This is a genomic window from Oceanobacillus sp. AG (assembly GCF_009746545.1).
Lineage (GTDB): Bacteria > Bacillota > Bacilli > Bacillales > Amphibacillaceae > Oceanobacillus > Oceanobacillus indicireducens.
Genome location: NZ_WOWT01000007.1, coordinates 108,130 through 125,800, shown reverse-complemented (window position 1 = coordinate 125,800; position 17,671 = coordinate 108,130). Strand labels below are relative to the sequence as shown.

Annotated in this window: 19 protein-coding genes and 1 other annotated feature; all 19 genes read left to right on the top strand. The window is 40.8% G+C overall.

Translation table 11 applies throughout. From position 1 onward, the window contains the following. Nucleotides 1-2: 2 nt before the first annotated feature. The 19 genes from GN217_RS04835 to GN217_RS04745 all read left to right on the top strand — a co-directional run bounded on the left by GN217_RS04835 (nucleotide 3) and on the right by GN217_RS04745 (nucleotide 17,592). Nucleotides 3-263 (top strand): YlmC/YmxH family sporulation protein, encoded by a 261-nt coding sequence (locus tag GN217_RS04835; protein ID WP_156855527.1) that lies wholly within the window; start codon nucleotides 3-5, stop codon nucleotides 261-263. An 81-nt stretch (nucleotides 264-344) separates the two neighbouring features. Further along, nucleotides 345-1,151 carry a peptidoglycan editing factor PgeF gene (gene pgeF, locus GN217_RS04830; RefSeq protein WP_156855558.1) on the top strand — a complete coding sequence of 269 codons (807 nt, stop codon included), beginning with the start codon at nucleotides 345-347 and terminating at the stop codon, nucleotides 1,149-1,151. A 26-nt stretch (nucleotides 1,152-1,177) separates the two neighbouring features. Beyond that, complete coding sequence (locus GN217_RS04825) at nucleotides 1,178-1,849, top strand: YggS family pyridoxal phosphate-dependent enzyme (protein WP_156855526.1); 672 nt, start codon at nucleotides 1,178-1,180, stop codon at nucleotides 1,847-1,849. A gap of 27 nt (nucleotides 1,850-1,876) precedes the next feature. After that, the gene (locus GN217_RS04820) at nucleotides 1,877-2,293 is read left to right on the top strand and encodes a cell division protein SepF (protein ID WP_156855525.1); all 417 of its coding nucleotides are present in this window, start codon (nucleotides 1,877-1,879) and stop codon (nucleotides 2,291-2,293) included. Nucleotides 2,294-2,311: 18 nt separating this feature from the next. Next, entirely contained in the window at nucleotides 2,312-2,575 is a 264-nt protein-coding gene (locus tag GN217_RS04815) for a YggT family protein (RefSeq protein WP_156855524.1), read from the top strand. A gap of 26 nt (nucleotides 2,576-2,601) precedes the next feature. Beyond that, entirely contained in the window at nucleotides 2,602-3,378 is a 777-nt protein-coding gene (locus GN217_RS04810) for a YlmH family RNA-binding protein (RefSeq protein ID WP_156855523.1), read from the top strand. 107 nt (nucleotides 3,379-3,485) lie between these two features. After that, nucleotides 3,486-3,989: a DivIVA domain-containing protein gene (locus tag GN217_RS04805; RefSeq protein WP_156855522.1), complete on the top strand. Its 504-nt coding sequence runs from the start codon at nucleotides 3,486-3,488 to the stop codon at nucleotides 3,987-3,989. Between the two features lie 56 nt (nucleotides 3,990-4,045). Next, nucleotides 4,046-4,268 (top strand) — a binding site (T-box leader). 617 nt (nucleotides 4,269-4,885) lie between these two features. Beyond that, a complete protein-coding gene (gene ileS, locus GN217_RS04800; protein ID WP_156855557.1) occupies nucleotides 4,886-7,636 on the top strand; it encodes an isoleucine--tRNA ligase in 2,751 nt (916 codons plus the stop codon). A 332-nt stretch (nucleotides 7,637-7,968) separates the two neighbouring features. After that, nucleotides 7,969-8,448: a signal peptidase II gene (gene lspA / locus GN217_RS04795; protein ID WP_305080909.1), complete on the top strand. Its 480-nt coding sequence runs from the start codon at nucleotides 7,969-7,971 to the stop codon at nucleotides 8,446-8,448. After that, nucleotides 8,445-9,356, top strand: coding sequence for an RluA family pseudouridine synthase (locus GN217_RS04790; RefSeq protein ID WP_156855521.1), 912 nt, complete (start codon nucleotides 8,445-8,447; stop codon nucleotides 9,354-9,356). The genes lspA and GN217_RS04790 overlap by 4 nt, the downstream gene beginning before the upstream one ends. A 165-nt stretch (nucleotides 9,357-9,521) precedes the next feature. Then, entirely contained in the window at nucleotides 9,522-10,064 is a 543-nt protein-coding gene (gene pyrR / locus GN217_RS04785) for a bifunctional pyr operon transcriptional regulator/uracil phosphoribosyltransferase PyrR (protein ID WP_156855520.1), read from the top strand. Nucleotides 10,065-10,217: 153 nt separating this feature from the next. Next, complete coding sequence (locus tag GN217_RS04780; protein ID WP_156855519.1) at nucleotides 10,218-11,135, top strand: aspartate carbamoyltransferase catalytic subunit; 918 nt, start codon at nucleotides 10,218-10,220, stop codon at nucleotides 11,133-11,135. Between the two features lie 10 nt (nucleotides 11,136-11,145). Continuing rightward, nucleotides 11,146-12,384, top strand: a complete 1,239-nt coding sequence (locus GN217_RS04775) for a dihydroorotase (protein ID WP_305080910.1) — start codon at nucleotides 11,146-11,148, stop codon at nucleotides 12,382-12,384. Continuing rightward, entirely contained in the window at nucleotides 12,381-13,166 is a 786-nt protein-coding gene (locus GN217_RS04770; RefSeq protein ID WP_232334331.1) for a dihydroorotate dehydrogenase electron transfer subunit, read from the top strand. Before GN217_RS04775 ends, GN217_RS04770 begins: the two co-directional genes overlap by 4 nt. Next, on the top strand, nucleotides 13,166-14,077 hold the full coding sequence (locus tag GN217_RS04765) for a dihydroorotate dehydrogenase (protein ID WP_156855554.1): 912 nt from the start codon (nucleotides 13,166-13,168) through the stop codon (nucleotides 14,075-14,077). The genes GN217_RS04770 and GN217_RS04765 overlap by 1 nt, the downstream gene beginning before the upstream one ends. Continuing rightward, nucleotides 14,074-14,781, top strand: a complete 708-nt coding sequence (gene pyrF, locus GN217_RS04760) for an orotidine-5'-phosphate decarboxylase (RefSeq protein WP_156855517.1) — start codon at nucleotides 14,074-14,076, stop codon at nucleotides 14,779-14,781. Before GN217_RS04765 ends, pyrF begins: the two co-directional genes overlap by 4 nt. Then, the gene (gene pyrE / locus GN217_RS04755) at nucleotides 14,771-15,388 is read left to right on the top strand and encodes an orotate phosphoribosyltransferase (RefSeq protein ID WP_156855516.1); all 618 of its coding nucleotides are present in this window, start codon (nucleotides 14,771-14,773) and stop codon (nucleotides 15,386-15,388) included. Before pyrF ends, pyrE begins: the two co-directional genes overlap by 11 nt. Before the next feature lie 860 nt (nucleotides 15,389-16,248). Continuing rightward, nucleotides 16,249-17,109 (top strand): LysR family transcriptional regulator, encoded by an 861-nt coding sequence (locus GN217_RS04750; protein ID WP_156855515.1) that lies wholly within the window; start codon nucleotides 16,249-16,251, stop codon nucleotides 17,107-17,109. Between the two features lie 60 nt (nucleotides 17,110-17,169). Continuing rightward, nucleotides 17,170-17,592, top strand: a complete 423-nt coding sequence (locus GN217_RS04745) for an organic hydroperoxide resistance protein (RefSeq protein ID WP_156855514.1) — start codon at nucleotides 17,170-17,172, stop codon at nucleotides 17,590-17,592. Nucleotides 17,593-17,671: the final 79 nt, after the last annotated feature.

Below are 17,671 nucleotides of genomic sequence, written 5' to 3'. Positions count from 1 at the left end.
TTATGATACGGTTATCTGAACTGCAAATGAAGGAAGTTATTTCCGTTGTGGACGGAAGAAGATTAGGTTTTATTATTGATTTGGAAATTGATGTACGGACAGGTAAAATTATTGCACTCATTCTTGCAGACCGCGATACAAAGGGTGGTTTCTTTGGAAAGGCTGAGGAGGTTCAAGTACTATGGAAGCAAATTTTACGAATCGGAACAGACGTTATTCTAGTGAAAGAGTCCGCCGATCAGCGGAAATTAATGCTCCCATAAAAAAAGAAGTACATCTTTAAGTGTTATCTATTAGACAAAATATGATAAAATGAAGCAAAGTAGAGGGGGGTGTGCTTGGAGATGGAACCTTTTATTATTAAAGAAAAGCAATTATTACGCTTAATTAACTGGAAAGGGTTATCACCGTCACTCGTTGGCGGGATTACTACAAAAAATGGTGGTGTCAGTCAAGGAGATTTCTCAAGCTTTAATTGTGGTCTCCATGTTCAAGATGTTACAGAAGATGTATTAGAGAATCGGAGCACTCTTGCGGCATTAACCGGTTTTCCCTTGGAAAGCTGGGTTGTCAGCGAGCAAGTTCACGGAAATAAGGTACAACTTGTAACTGCCTCGGATAAAGGTAAAGGAGCGGCATCAACAGCCTCCGCGCTAAAGAATACAGATGGCATTCTGACTAAAGAAAAAGGTCTCTTACTCACTGCTTTTTATGCAGATTGTATCCCCTTGTTCTTCTATGATCCGGAAGCAGAAATAATTGGGATCGCCCATGCGGGTTGGAAAGGTACCGTAAAGGAAATAGCAAAAGAAATGGTTACACAATTTGAGGAAAATGGCTCTATACGGGAGAATATTCTTGTGACGATTGGACCTGGCATCTCACCGGAACATTATGAGGTGGATGAATATGTCGCATCCCAAATTGCTACAGATGTTCGTGAGAAGGTGCTTACTGATAAAGGTGGCGGGCGCTATTCATTGGACCTGAAAGAGTTGAATAGGGAAATCCTTTTACATTGTGGCATATTAAGGCATAATATAGATATAACAAATTATTGTACGTATCGGGAGCATGATCTATTTTTCTCTCATCGACGCGACCAGGGACGAACCGGTCGAATGCTCGGATTTATTGGCATGTTGGAATAATGTTATGAAGGAGATTGTTATGAAAAATGGTTGTAGCAACGAATCTTGAGGAGATTACAAATCATATTGCAGAAGCTTGTGAGCGCAGCAATCGAAAAAAGGAAGATATTTCATTAATTGCCGTAACGAAATATGTTACAATTGAACGAAATAAAGAATTAGTTGCAGCAGGAATTAAAGATTTTGGGGAAAATCGAACGGAAGGATTTTTAGAAAAATATGAAGCAGTTGGGGAAGGCGCGAATTGGCATTTCATTGGTACGCTGCAGTCAAGGAAAGTAAAGGATATCATTGACAAAGTCGATATGATCCATTCACTCGACAGGATATCACTCGCTAAAGAAATAAATAAGCGCGCAACAGAGCCAATCGATTGCTTCATACAAGTTAATGTAAGTGAAGAAGAGACGAAGCACGGTCTCAAAGTAGAAGAAGTAGAAGATTTTATTAAAGAAATTGAAAAATATGACAAGGTTAGAGTTGTCGGCTTGATGACGATGGCCCCGCACGTGGAAGATAAAGAACTAATTCGCCGTGTCTTCCGCGAACTAGCAACTTTACGTGATACAATAAGAGATAAAAAATATACTCATGCGCCGTGCCATTATTTATCCATGGGAATGAGTAATGACTATGAGATTGCAATTGAAGAAGGAGCAACCCACATTCGGATCGGTTCGAAGCTAGTCGGTGAATAAACCTACCCGTTAAGAAGAGGTGAGAAAATGAGTTTTAAAAATAAGATTAAAAACTACTTTACAATGGACGATGAGTATGAATACGAGTATATTGAAGAGGACAACTTGCCGGATAAAGTAACGCCTAAGCAAAAGTCTCAGAATGTCGTGAATCTGCAAAGTGTACAGCAGCCTGCTCAGAGAGTTGTCCTCTGTGAGCCAAGATCCTATAATGAGGCACAAGAAATAGCTGATAATATCGTCAATAAGCGGTCCGTTGTAATCAATTTGCAAAGAGTGGAAAGCCACCAGGCAAAACGGATTGTGGACTTCTTAAGCGGTACTGTTTATGCCTTAAACGGTGACATACAGAAGCTTGGTGCAGAGACATTCCTCTGTACCCCTGAAAGTGTTGACGTAACAGGATCGATTTCTGAGTCCTATTTGTATGAAGACGAATTATAAAAAGAAAGGTAGTTTTTGATGAATCAACTCTTAAGTCTCTTTAGTTTTGCAATCTATATCTATTCTTGGATATTGATTATCTATATTTTAATGTCTTGGTTTCCGGGAGCACGGGAATCTTCATTTGGAGAATTAATTGGAAGAATCGCAGAACCATACTTAGAAATATTCAGACGCTTCATTCCGCCGTTAGGGATGATTGATGTTTCCCCGATTGTAGCGATCATCGTTCTGCGTTTCGCGGGAATGGGATTAGAAACATTCTTCCGGATGTTCTTCTAAAGTAATGAAATTAAAGGAAGTATGAAATGGATATTTATCAGCATTTTCGTAATGAGGAAGCCCCGTTCATTGACCAGGTCCTTTCCTGGAAAGAGCAAGTAGAACGGAGTTATATTCCGAAGCTCACTGATTTCTTAGATCCGCGTGAGCAGCAAATTGTTGAAACAATTATCGGTACGGGGAATGAAGAACTGCAAATCGAAGCGTTCGGGGGTTCCCCGCATACAGAAAGAAAAAGAATGATTATTGCACCATTCTATGAAGAAATAACCGAGGAGAGTTTTCAATTAACACTTCTCGAGGCAACCTATCAGGAAAAATTTGTCACACTGACACACCGAGATGCGATGGGTGCCTTTCTATCTTCTGGTGTGAAGCGTGAAAAGCTTGGGGATATCTTTGTTGCAGATGGAACGATTCAAATTATCGTTGCGGCTGAAATTAGTCCTTATATTGTGATGAATCTTACATCGGTGAAACATGCGAAGATCAAACTGGCGGAAAAAGAACTGGCAAGTGTCCGCATCCCTCGTCCGAATTGGGTCGAGTCTAATAAGACGGTATCTTCACTCCGATTGGATACTGTGCTAAAAGAAATTTACCGTATGTCACGGAAGGATGCCCAACAAGCGATAGACCGGCAATTAGTTAAAGTGAATCATAAAGTAGTTCAAGATACAAAATATCCCCTTGGAGCGGGTGATTTATTGTCTTTTCGAGGTAAGGGACGAAGCAAAGTTGTTCAGATCGAAGGACAGACAAGAAAAGAGAAATGGCGGATTACTACTGCGACATTGGAATAAAAAAATATCTGTTTATGCAGGATTTTTTTATTTTCTGTCGAATTATATAAAGAGGGTCATATTAAAATAAATGAATAGGATTTCTTATACTTAGGGAGGTGGCCTTTGTGCCGTTAACACCGTTAGATATTCATAATAAAGAGTTTTCAAGTAAGTTCCGTGGTTATGATGAAGATGAGGTCAATGAATTCCTTGATCAAGTCGTGAAAGATTATGAAATGGTCATAAGGGAAAAGAAGAATTTAGAAGAGAAAGTTGACCTGCTTGAAGAAAAGTTAGGTCATTTCACGAATATTGAAGAGACCTTAAATAGATCAATCCTTGTTGCACAGGAAACTGCTGAGGAAGTGAAGGGCAACGCAACGAAAGAATCTAAGCTAATCATTAAAGAAGCTGAAAAGAATGCAGATCGCATCATTAACGAAGCATTAAGCAAATCAAGACGAATTGCAATGGATGTGGAGGAATTGAAGAAACAAGCGAAAGTATTCCGCACCCGCCTGAAAGCAATTGTCGAAGCACAGCTTGATATGATTGAAACGAACGATTGGGACGAGCTTTTCGAAGCTGAAATTGGTGATGAGGATGAATTATTAAAAAATAACGCGTAGTAGGCTTGACGACGAAGGAATTTTTACATATAATTCATACAAGTAAACATTATGTGATAGATACAGTGACGGAGACAGTATAAAAGTATATGTCTGATAAGCGAGTCAGGGAAAGGTGGAAGCCTGATACAGATAGCTTTTAGAACATCACTCCTGATGTATCCACTATGAAATGATAGTAATAGTGGACGGCTCATCACCGTTAAGAGATTCTTGAGTGAATTTAAATATGTCATTTAAATTTATAAGGGTGGTACCGCGAGTCTTCTCGTCCCTTTTGGGATAGAGAGGACTTTTTTGTTACCACTCAACTTTCATACTAAAACCAATTGCTTTCATTCATTTTATTGGCGTTCTAATTACCGTTCAGTTGCCCGGCGGACGGATGCGCATCCTAAGGCACAGCCGAAGCCTCGACGCACAGGACGTTAATGTCAGACGTTGCCACATACGAGAGCGTTCTTAGTCTGCCTCGGAAGAAAACCGCTTCCTGCGGGGTCTCCGGGCTCGTGCTATTCCCGCAGGAGTCACCGTCCACCGGGCAACTGAACTGGTAGAGAGGGTTATTATTAACGGAAACTATCCCACTATGATGAGAGTTCTATTCCTTAAATGAAAAATAGTGTTCCAAATTCGGCCTTCCCTGGGAGCAGTCCAGACACCTCGAGACTCCTGCGGGAGGATAGGCCTAGGTGAGACCCCACAGGGCGTTAGCCCGAGGAGGCTCACCAGCCGCCCGCGGAAAGCGAGAGGTGTCTGGACTGCGGACCCCGGAAAGAGAGTTGCGCACTTACGCTGAATGAAAGGAATAATTAGTTGTTTCAGACGGTGAAAGTTGAGTTATGATGATTTGTTTATAAATTATGCCGAAAAGAATTTGAAGGAGGAAATGCATGATGGATTATAAAGAAACCTTAATGATGCCGAAAACAAAGTTCCCAATGCGTGGAAACTTACCAAATAAAGAACCCGTACGCCGTGAACAATGGGAAGAAGATAATATTTATGAAAAAGTGCAGGAACGTACGAAAGGTCGCCCATTATTTATTCTTCATGATGGACCACCATATGCGAATGGAGATTTGCATATCGGGCATGCCTTAAACAAAATATTAAAAGACTTCATCATTCGTTATAAGTCGATGACCGGTTACCATGCACCATATATTCCTGGTTGGGATACGCACGGATTACCGATTGAAACGGCACTCACAAAGAAAAAGAAGATTAACCGAAAGGAAATCCCTGTACCGGAATTCCGTAAGCTCTGTGAAGAGTATGCATTAGAGCAAATTGACAATCAACGGACGCAGTTTAAATCATTAGGTGTCCGCGGTGACTGGGATAATCCTTATATCACACTCACAAAAGACTTTGAAGCTGCACAAATTAAAGTATTCGGTGAAATGGCGAAAAAAGGCTACATTTATAAAGGATTAAAGCCAGTTAATTGGTCTCCTTCGTCTGAGTCAGCACTTGCTGAAGCGGAAATTGAATACTATGACAAACGCTCCCCATCCATTTATGTTACGTTCGAAGTAAAAGATGGAAAAGATGTGTTAACTGAAGGAGAAAAAATTGTTATCTGGACAACAACACCATGGACACTTCCAGCTAACCTTGGAATCAGTGTTCACCCGGACCTCGAATATGTCGTAGCAGAAGTCGAGAACGAAAAATATGTAGTTGCTGAATCATTGCTTGAGACGGTGGCTGAAGAGCTAGGGTGGAGCAATCCACAGGTTGTTAAACAGTTTAAAGGACAAGAAATTGATAAAGTTGTCGCAAGCCACCCATTCTATGACCGTGATTCACTTGTCATGCTTGGGGACCATGTAACGACAGAAGCTGGTACTGGTTGTGTCCATACTGCACCAGGACACGGGGAAGATGATTTCTATGTAGCTCAGAGTTATGGACTTGACGCACTTTCTCCAATTGATGACCGTGGAGTATTTACAGACGAAGCACCAGGTTTTGAAGGAATGTTCTATGATAAAGCGAATAAAGCAATAACAGAGAAGTTAGAGGAAGTCGGTGCATTATTAAAACTTACCTTCATTACGCATTCCTATCCTCATGACTGGCGGACAAAGAAACCGACTATTTTCCGTGCAACACCACAATGGTTTGCATCGATTAAAGATTTCCGTCAAGATATTCTTGAAGAAATTAAAAATGTCGAATGGTTCCCGAAATGGGGAGAAACCCGCCTGTATAACATGGTAAGAGACCGTGAAGACTGGGTCATTTCAAGACAACGAACTTGGGGCGTACCAATTCCAGTTTTTTACGCGGAGGATAATACACCAATCATTACAGAAGAAACGATTAGTCATGTATCTGAACTATTTAGAGAGCATGGTTCTAATATCTGGTTTGAAAAAGAAGCGAAAGATCTATTGCCGGAAGGATTTACTTCTCCGCATAGTCCAAATGGAGAGTTTACGAAAGAAACCGACATTATGGACGTATGGTTTGACTCCGGTTCAACCCATGAAGGAGTATTAATGAATCGTAAAGATCACCGCCGCCCAGCTGATATTTATTTAGAAGGTAGTGACCAGTATCGTGGTTGGTTCAACTCATCCATCTCTACAGCAGTTGCTGTAACAGGTAAAGCGCCTTATAAATCAATTGTCAGTCACGGATTTGTCCTTGATGGAGATGGCAGGAAAATGAGTAAATCATTAGGAAACGTCATCGTTCCAGGTAAAGTATTGAAACAATTAGGTGCAGACATTTTGCGTCTTTGGGTTGCATCAGTCGATTACCAGGCTGACGTTAGAATTTCTGATGATATTCTAAAACAAACCTCAGAAGCATACCGGAAGATTAGAAATACATTCCGCTTCATGTTGGCAAACTTAGCTGATTTTAACCCTGCAACGGATCAGGTACCTGAGTCAGAGATGGAAGAAATTGATCTATTCATGCTTAATCGTTTGCAGGAAGTATTGGCTGATGCACGTAATTCTTACGAGGTTTATGAATACTCGCCAATCTTCCACGAAGTTCATAACTTCTGTTCCGTAGATTTAAGTTCCTTCTACTTGGACTTTGCGAAAGATATTCTCTATATCGAGAAACCGGACGATAGACGCAGACGTAGTATCCAAACCGCATTTTATGAAATCTTGACAACACTTGTTAAGCTGCTTACACCTATTATTCCGCATACGGCTGAAGAAGTATGGGAATACATTCCGGGGGTCGAAGAGAAGTATGTCCAATTGACAGATATCCCGGAACCAAGAGGAATAAAAGGATTAGACAAAGCGAAATGGGATCAATTCATGAACGTTCGCGATGATGTATTGAAAGCATTAGAAGAAGCCAGAAATGACAAATTGATCGGTAAACCATTAGAAGCTAAAGTGACATTGGTTCCCCGCGATGAAGAAACGAAGAAAGTATTGGAATCAATGGAATATCTCCATCAATACTTAATTGTTTCAGAGGCAGTAATTAAAGGTGAAGAACCAAAAGCGAAAGAATACCGCTATGTAAACGTACTTGTCGAGGTACATCCTGGTGAAAAATGTGAACGTTGCTGGGTATCATCCGAAACAGTCGGAGAGGACCAAGATCATCCAACCCTTTGTACCCGCTGTGCATCTGTTGTTAAGGAATATTACGAAGCTTAATAACAAGACTGCTCTTTCTACTTGAAGGAGCAGTCTTTTCATTTGATAACTCATGTTTATCACGCATTAACGGTCTGTCTACCCCTACTTCTAAACAGGAGGAAAGCCCAACATGTGAAGGTGGGGGCTATACAGTCCGTAAATACCTGATTCTGTTCAACTAACATTCAATAGGGGGAAGGATTCCCCACTGAATGAAGTTTCACTTTACGAATAAACCAAGAACACTCGTGTTTTCAGGCATGAGAGGTTCTGTCTTGTGTTTCATATCTGTACAGTATAAGATAAATAAAGGAAAAAAATTAATCGAAGCATTTTTCGGAGGTTGCTGCATGCTGACATATTATCTCATCGCCTTAGCGATTATTGCACTGGATCAAATTACGAAATGGCTGGTTATTATTAATATGGAACTTGGAGAAAGCATTCCTATCATTGATGGATTCTTTCATTTAACTTCACACCGTAATAGTGGAGCAGCCTGGGGGATTTTAGAAGGACAAATGATTTTCTTTTATATCATTACCCTCGTATTTATTGCCGCAGCCGTTTACTATATGCATAAATATGCCCATGATAATAAACTACTCGGAATCTCCTTAGGTATTATTATTGGGGGAGCAATTGGTAACTTTATCGATCGATTGTTCAGACATGAAGTAGTGGATTTTGCTGATTTTACTATTTTTAATTATAATTTCCCCATCTTTAATGTTGCGGACTCGGCACTGACAATCGGTGTAATCTTAATTATTATTGTAACAATTATTGAGGAACAAAATGAAAAAAGGAAGGAAAAGGAAAAAGCATGAGTTTTCAAACCCATACTGTAACACCGGAACAAAATCAAATAAGGATAGATAAGCTGTTATCTGAAATAAATCCCGACCGCTCCCGGTCCCAAATTCAGACATGGATTGCGGAGGGCTACGTGGAGGTGAATGAACGACAAGTTAAAGCAAATTATAAATGCGAAGAAGGGGACGTCATTGAGTGGCAAATTCCGGAAGTGAAAGCTCTTGAAATTACAGCGGAAAATATTCCACTTGATATTATGTATGAGGACAGTGACCTGCTTGTCGTGAATAAACCGCGAGGAATGGTCGTACACCCGTCAGCTGGACATGGCTCAGGAACTTTAGTGAATGCACTCCTTTACCACTGTAACGATCTTTCAGGTATTAATGGTGTAGAGCGGCCAGGGATTGTCCACCGATTAGATAAGGATACGAGCGGATTATTAGTTGTTGCGAAACACGATCAAGCACATATCGGCTTATCAGAGCAATTTGCAAACCGGGAAGTGGAAAGAAAGTATATTGCGCTTGTTCATGGAGAAATCCCTCATGAAACAGGGATAATTGACGCTCCAATCGGAAGAGATCCGAAGAATAGACAACGGATGGCTGTCGTTGATAATGGCAAGTCAGCTGTTACTAATTTTCATGTACTGAAACACTTCCCCGATTATTCATTTATTGAATGTAAGCTGGAGACTGGAAGAACGCACCAAATCCGTGTGCATATGAGATATATCGGTTATCCGCTTGTTGGAGATCCATTATATGGTCCTAGAAAGACGATTGATTTGGGTGGTCAAGCGCTCCATGCCAAAAAGGTTAGTTTCACCCATCCGATCACAGGAAAATGGCTGGAATTCGAATCAGCCATTCCGACCTATTTCAGTGATGCGTTAAAAATAATTGAGAAAATGTATTGACATATGAATCAAAGTTTGAAATAATATATAGAAATAAGAAGACCTTTAATCATAGTCCCGTGAGGCTAAAAAGGATCGGTAAAAATGCTGTCATTTTATGAATCCCTTTTTCCTCATGTGAAAAAGGGATTATTTATATGGAGAACATAGGAGGAAAACAAGCGAATGAAGAAGAAAGCAACCGTTCTTGATGCACCAGCAATGAACCGGGCGCTAACGCGGATGGCTCATGAAATACTTGAAAAAAATAAAGGAGCAGATGACCTGATCCTTGTCGGAATCAAAACGCGTGGGGTACCACTTGCAAACCGTCTCCAGCAAAAAATTAAACAAATTGAAAATATTACCGTTCCCACGGGTGAACTGGACATTACACTATACCGTGACGACCTGGAAAAGGTGACGAGTAATGATGAACCCGAACTGAAATCTTCTAGTATCAATGTAGATGTTAGTGGGAAACTTGTTGTCCTAGTAGATGATGTGCTGTATACCGGACGAACGGTCCGTGCAGCGATGGATGCAGTAATTGACCTTGGGAGACCATCCCAGATTCAGCTCGGTGTGTTGATAGACCGGGGACATCGTGAATTACCGATTCGTGCAGATTATGTAGGAAAGAACATACCTACATCAGAGAAGGAAATTATTGTCGTTCAGTTAGATGAAGTAGATGAAGATGACCATGTTTCCATTTATGAAAAATGAATAACGAAACAACTTTTAACTAAATCCAGAGAGATTTAAAAGGTTGCGATTTTACATGTCTGATACACGGGACATGTCTATCTTCTTGCAGCCTTATTGCAAGAAGATTTTTTTATGCCAATTTAAGCTATTCGAAAAAATGGAGGGAGAAAGATGAGACATTTTATTTCAGTAGACCAATTGACAACCGAGGAGATTTATTCCATTTTACAGGATGCAGAGAAACTTCGAAACAACGATTACAAACTGGAACGGCAACTATTTGCGGCTAATCTGTTCTTTGAACCGAGCACAAGAACGAAAATGAGTTTCGTAGTAGCGGAGAGAAAATTAGGGATAGAAAATCTGGATTTCCACTCGCAAAACTCATCAGTATTGAAAGGGGAATCCCTCTATGATACGGCAAAGACCTTGGAAGCAATCGGAGCCGACTTCTTAGTTGTCCGCCACGAAGAAGACGATTGGTATAAAGAATTGGAAGCAAAAATGTCGATTCCGTTAATTAATGGTGGAGCAGGGACGAAAGAGCATCCGACTCAAACGATGCTTGATTTACTAACGATTTATCAAGAATTTAAAACATTTGAAGGCTTGAAAATCGCGATCGCAGGAGATGTCAAGCATAGCAGAGTAGCAAGGTCAAATGCTGTTTGTTTACAGAAACTTGGGGCGGAAGTATATTTAAGTGCGGCACAGGGGATGGAAAGAGATGTATTAGAATTTCCTTATCTTCCAATTGATGAAGCGGTTGAAGTGTGTGATGTTGTCATGCTTTTACGGATTCAGCATGAGCGCCACGAACATTCGGTGAATACGTATGACTATTTAGAGCAATACGGATTAACAAAAGAGAGGGAAAGCAGAATGAAAGATAACGCAATCATTATGCATCCGGCTCCGATTAACCGCGGCGTGGAGATTGATACGGAACTCGTGGAATGTGAACGGTCACGAATCTTTAAACAGATGAACAACGGAGTTTACGTAAGAATGGCAATCATCATCAATGTATTGAATGAATGGGGGATTTTAAGTGAAAAAGCTACTGAAAAATATCAAACTGCTATCTGAGACAGGTGAAATGATCCAAAAAGAAATATTAATAGAGTATAATAAGATATCGGAAATTGCCGATAAAGTAAATGTCAGTGCGGAAGAAGTAATCGATGGACAAGGAAAACTCGCCTTACCAGGTTTCATCGATGTCCACATTCATTTAAGAGAACCTGGCGGAGAACATAAGGAGACGATTCAAACGGGGACAATGGCAGCTGCTAGAGGAGGCTTTACGACAGTTGCTGCCATGCCGAATACAAATCCTGTCCCAGACAATCGTGAAAAAATAGATAATTTACTAGCAAAGATTGAAGAGGATGCAATTATACGTGTCCTTCCATATGCTTCTATTACAAAAGGACTCGAAGGAAAAGAACTTACAGATTTAGAAAGTCTCGGGGAAGCTTTTGCCTACACGGATGATGGGGTCGGTGTCCAGACTGCTGACCTCATGCTGCAAGCAATGAAGCGGGCCGTAAAGCTTGGTAAAGCGATTGTCGCTCACTGTGAGGATAATTCGATTGTCTATAATGGAGTTGTTCATGACGGGGAAGTGAGTGAACGCCTTAATTTGCCAGGTCTACCCGGAATCAGTGAATCTGTGCAGATTGCAAGGGACGTCCTGTTAGCTGAAGCAGCAGGCTGTCATTATCATGTATGCCATGTCAGTACGAAAGAATCTGTTCGAGTTATTCGGGATGCGAAGCGGGCGGGGATTAACGTAACAGCTGAAGTGACACCACATCATTTAATACTAAATGAACAAGATATTTTATCAAACGACGCTAACTTTAAGATGAATCCACCATTACGGGCAAAAGAAGACCAGGAAGCATTACTTGAAGGGTTACTTGATGGTACGATTGATCTAATTGCGACTGACCATGCACCTCATGCTGAAGATGAGAAAGCCCTTGGTTTCTTACAAGCACCATTTGGGATTACTGGACTCGAAACAGCATTCCCACTACTTTACACCCATTTAGTAAAGACAGGAAAATTAAGCTTGAAGCTGCTTGTCGACTATCTGACGGTTAAGCCGGCGGAAGTTTTTGGACTGCCATATGGTCGGCTTGAGGTTGCTGAGTTTGCAGATATCACTCTAATCGATTTAACCGAAGAATGGACGATTGATAAACATACGTTTTATTCCAAGGGGAAAAATACACCATTTAACGGTTGGACCGTATTTGGAAAACCGGTACTCACAATCGCAGGTGGGAAAGTTGTATACGAAGACGAATCCGTCTTCCTTCAGCTATGAACAATACAGAAAATGAGGGCTGGAAAAATATGCGTAAAGTCAAAATGAAACTTTTAGAAATACGAGAAATTGCCAAAGATACGATTGAAATGAAGCTTACGGATAATTATATAACGGAAGTGGCAAAACCAGGTCAATTTATCTCGATCGCCTTACCAAACCATACGTTGCCCCGACCGATTTCCATTGCAAATATTGATCGGAACAAGCAGGAATTAACTCTATTATTTAAAATTATGGGAAAAGGAACAGATGAACTTGCTGGATTTATCCCTGGAGCAGAAATTGACTGTTTCGGTCCGAATGGTAATAGTTTTCCTCTAAGGTCAGGAGAAATGACTAAAGTGTTATTAATTGGCGGGGGAATTGGTGTGCCGCCATTATACTATCTTGGTAAACAATTAAAGAAGCAAGGAGGAATTAAGATTGTTTCCATTCTTGGCTTTCAATCCAGTGAATATGTTTTCTATGAAAAGGAATTCGCAAGTTTAGGAGAGACGTTTATTGTAACGGATGACGGCTCTTATGGAATGAAAGGATTTGTGACAGATGCAGTGACTGGCGTTCCTAGTTTCAATGCTTATTATGCATGTGGGCCGACGGGCATGCTACGAGCGTTAACTACACAATTGCATAATAAAACGGGCTATATTTCTTTGGAGGAACGAATGGGTTGCACAATCGGTGCGTGTGCAGCTTGTGTTATACCAACAACAGAAGGTGGCTACAAGAAAATCTGCCATGATGGGCCAGTCTTTGCAGCTGAGGAGGTCATTTTATGATTGATTTACAAGTCGAATTGCCCGGCTTAAAATTAAAAAATCCTCTTATGCCTGCTTCGGGCTGCTTCGGGTTTGGCAGAGAGTATAGTAAATTTTATGACCTAAGCCTACTCGGTGCTGTCATGATGAAAGCTGCTACAGGGGAGGAGCGCCCAGGAAATTCAACACCAAGGGTTGCAGAAACGAGTAGTGGGATGCTTAATGCAATTGGTTTACAGAATCCTGGAGTAGCTAAGATTATTAAAGAAGAAGTACCATTTCTAGCAAATTATGATACAGCTGTCATAACAAATGTTGCCGGTAGCACGGTTGAAGAATATGAAGAAGTTGCAACTAAATTTAATCAAACCTCAGATGTACATGCACTGGAACTAAACATTTCCTGCCCGAATGTGAAAGAAGGCGGGATTCAATTTGGAACAGACCCCGAAATGGCAAAGCATGTTACAGAAAAGGTAAAGCAAGCAAGTAATAAACCTGTTTATGTGAAGCTTTCCCCGAATGTGTCTAATATTGTTGCGATGGCAAAAGCGGTGGAAGAAGCTGGTGCAGATGGACTGACGATGATTAATACCTTAACAGGCATGCAGCTGCATCTCCCGTCAAGGCGTCCACTTATTGCAAATAAAACAGGCGGCCTTTCTGGTCCGGCAATAAAGCCGATTGCAATCCGGATGATTTATGAGGTAAGACAAGCAACAAACATTCCGATTATCGGTATGGGGGGAATTCAAACGGTAGAAGATGTACTTGAATTCCTGCTCGCTGGAGCAAATGCAGTTGCAGTCGGAACAGCAAATTTTCAAAATCCACTTATCCTTCCAGAACTTATTTCAGAGTTGCCGGAAGTACTGCGGAAATATGGTTTCAGCTCGGTTAAAGAAGCGGTTGGAAAGGCGGTTATTGAATGACGAACTCAATTTATCTAGCATTAGATTTTCCAGATTGGGAGGAAACGGAACAATTCCTTACCCGTTATAATTTGCAAGGTGTGCCGGTAAAAGTCGGGATGGAGCTTTTTTACAGGGAAGGAATCGCGATGATTGAAAAATTGAAGGCGAATAATCATTCGATTTTCCTTGATTTAAAACTCCATGATATCCCGACAACGGTTCAACGGGCAATGAAGAATTTAGCGAAGTTGGATGTGGATATCGTCAATGTACATGCCCTTGGTGGTTCAGAAATGATCAAACGCGCGAAAGAGGGATTGCTTGCAGGTGGCGCTAGTCAAACGAAACTGCTTGCAGTCACAATACTTACGTCGATGAATGAGCGAGCCATGCAGGAGGAACTAGGGCTTCAACTTGCATTGGATGAGCAGGTCGAGAAGCTAGCGAGCCTTTCTAAAGCAAGTGGGGCTGACGGTGTTGTTTGTTCCGTTCACGAGGCAGAAGGAATTAAGCGATTATGTGGGGATGACTTTTTAACGGTAACGCCAGGAATCCGTTTAAAGACATCTGAACGAGATGATCAAGAAAGGGTCGCAACTCCTTCTGAGGCAAGACGATTAGGAGCCGACTACCTTGTGATGGGAAGAAGCATCACTAGAGCCGCTAATCCGAAAGCAGCTTATCATAAAGCGATAAAGGAGACTGTTATACATGGTAATTGAAAAAGAACTTGTCCAAGACTTACTGGATATTCGCGCAGTACAAATTAATGTGAAGGATTATTTCACTTGGACTTCTGGTGTGAAATCACCGATTTATTGTGACAATCGACTAATTATGTCATACCCGGAAATTCGAAAAAAAGTTACAGATGGATTTATCGCCCGACTAGAAGCAAATAATTGGAGGCCAGACGTAATCGCTGGTTGTGCTACAGCAGGGATTCCGCACGCAGCATGGTTAAGCACTGCGCTTGACTTGCCGCTTGTTTATGTACGTTCCAAACCGAAAGCCCACGGGAAAGGAAATCAAATTGAAGGAATCATCGAGCCCGGTCAGCGTGTCGTTGTCATAGAAGACCTTATTTCGACAGGTGGATCCGCGATTCAAGCTGCACAAGCTCTCACTGCTGCTGGAGCAGATGTTACCGGTGTGTTGGCTATTTTTTCTTACGGATTAGAAAAAGCCTCGTCTAACTTCAAAGCAGCTAATTTCATTCACGAAACCGTAACGAATTTTGATGAACTACTAGAAGCATTAACGGTTAGTGGAAATTTAAGTAAAGAAGAAATGCATGAATTATTAAACTGGCGAGATACATTAAACTAACACCGAGTGAAGGGAAATCCTTTCATTCGGTTTTTTATTACTCCGCAGTCTGGAACAGTAATTATTCATATTGTAACCAGTAAAAACGATGATCCATCAAGCTAATAGTATTAATTTTATCAACTTGATACGTTTTTCCAATAACTCATTCTTAACGACTTATTCCTATATTCAGCGTAAAAGCTTGGACTCGCTCCTTTATTTCAATGCTCTAACCGCCGTTCAGTTACCCGGCGGATAGATGTTGTTTTCCCATTAAATTAAGATGACCGCACTGATGGGAAGATAACTCCGGGTTATTTTCCGATTAAAGTAAGATGAACGCACTGATGGGAGAATAACCCCATGTTATTTTCCGATTAAAGTAACATGTACGTGCTAATGGGAGAATAATCTGAAATAGTGAGCCAAATATGGCCGTTCCTCGGAGCAGTCCAGACACCTCGAGACTCTGCAGAAGGCCGTCTAAGAACGGTCACGTCCTGTGACCAACACCGGCATTAGAACTTCCTGTTCGTCAAAAGGCATAGGTGAGACTCCGCAGTACGCAAAGCTTACGAGGAGTAACCCGGCTGCCCGCGGAAAGCGAGAGGTGTCAGGACTGCGGACCTCCAGATGAAAACTTCACTTACGCTGAATGAAGGCGATTGTCAGATCATTTTAACAAACTTTTATTTAACTAGTGATGTCTAAGTAGTTACTTCAAGACCGTGGGCTGATAGGAGTAATTTTCTTTTGCTATTTTACGAGAATTAAATTGTAAATTCATTAAATTGTCAGTTTCCACCTGTTCCGATTTACTGAATCTTATCCGTGATTCCTTTATAATAGATGTATCCAAATCAAATAAGGGTGTTAACATGAAAATAACGGACTATGAACTATTGATCAAACTAAATGAAATTGGTACGATTCGTGGCACTGCAAAAGTTGTGCTTATTTCACAACCGGCCGTTACCCAGCGCTTAAAATATATTGAAGAATATTTCGGAGTACAAATATTTTTAAGAACATCCAAACGTTTAAAACTTACTCCAGCAGGTGAAATTATTTTAGAGCACGCAAAAGAGGTAATCGACAGAGAAGAATATATATTAAATAAACTTGCAAAGTCTAGTAAAGAAGTACATGGAACACTGTCAATCGCCTGTTCATCACTAATTAGTCAACGCTTTCTACCAAAGATTTTAGGAGCATACACAAATCAGTTTCCAAAAGTTGCTATCGATCTTGTAACAGGTATTAGTGAAGATATTCGACTTGATCATAAAAATTACGATGTCTGCATTATCCGAGGCGATAAATTAAAGGAAAGCACTTGTATACGTCTATTTGCCGACCCTCTTTATATTTTTGACACTGAACCATTTCCAGAAGATGGTGTGAAGGAAAGGCCATTGATTTCATTTAAAAGTGATGATAGTATGCATGAATTAGTTGATAACTGGCTCTACTATCAGCAAGCATCGATTAAACCGCTGAAGACGATGACGGTAGATCAGATTGAAACGTGTAAGCAATTCATGAAGCAGGGAATAGGTATGGCGGTTCTGCCCAAGAGTGTTTCGGATTCTATGATGGAAGAATATCCGCATCTTCCTCTCATGTTGGATGGAAAAAGCGTTACTCGTGATACATGGGTTTGTTATCAGGAAGATTCAAGACAACTGCCACAAGTGAATCATTTTATTGAAGCATTGACTGCTACTATATTTCTATAATGTTTTATCTTTCTATAAATGTGGAAGATATATACTATATTTGAAAAGGAGTGGTAGTTAATGAGTGATGTACTCTTCACTTCAAGTGCAACAGCTAAAAATGGACGGGAAGGCCATGTGAAATCTTCGGATGGCATATTAGACCTTGAACTTGTTAATCCCTTGCAGGATAAGAATGGGAAAGGATCGAATCCAGAGCAATTATTTGCGGCTGGATATTCCGCTTGTTTTGACGGGGCATTGAACCTCATTGCCTCTAAAAAAGATAAACGGATTGATTCGGAAACGACTGCTGAGGTTAGTTTTATGAAGGACGAAAGTGATGGTGGCAATAAAATAGGCGTGACGTTGAAAGTTAAAATCAGCGGTGTCAGCCCCGAAGATGCCGAGGAACTAGTTCAAGCGGCACATCAAGCTTGTCCTTATTCCAAAGCAACAAGAGGGAACGTTGATGTCAAACTAGTTCCACAAGCAGTAGAATAACTAATACACATAGAAAAGGATTATTCCCATTCCGAGGAATAATCCTTTTCTGTGTCTGATTACCTAGATTTACATATAG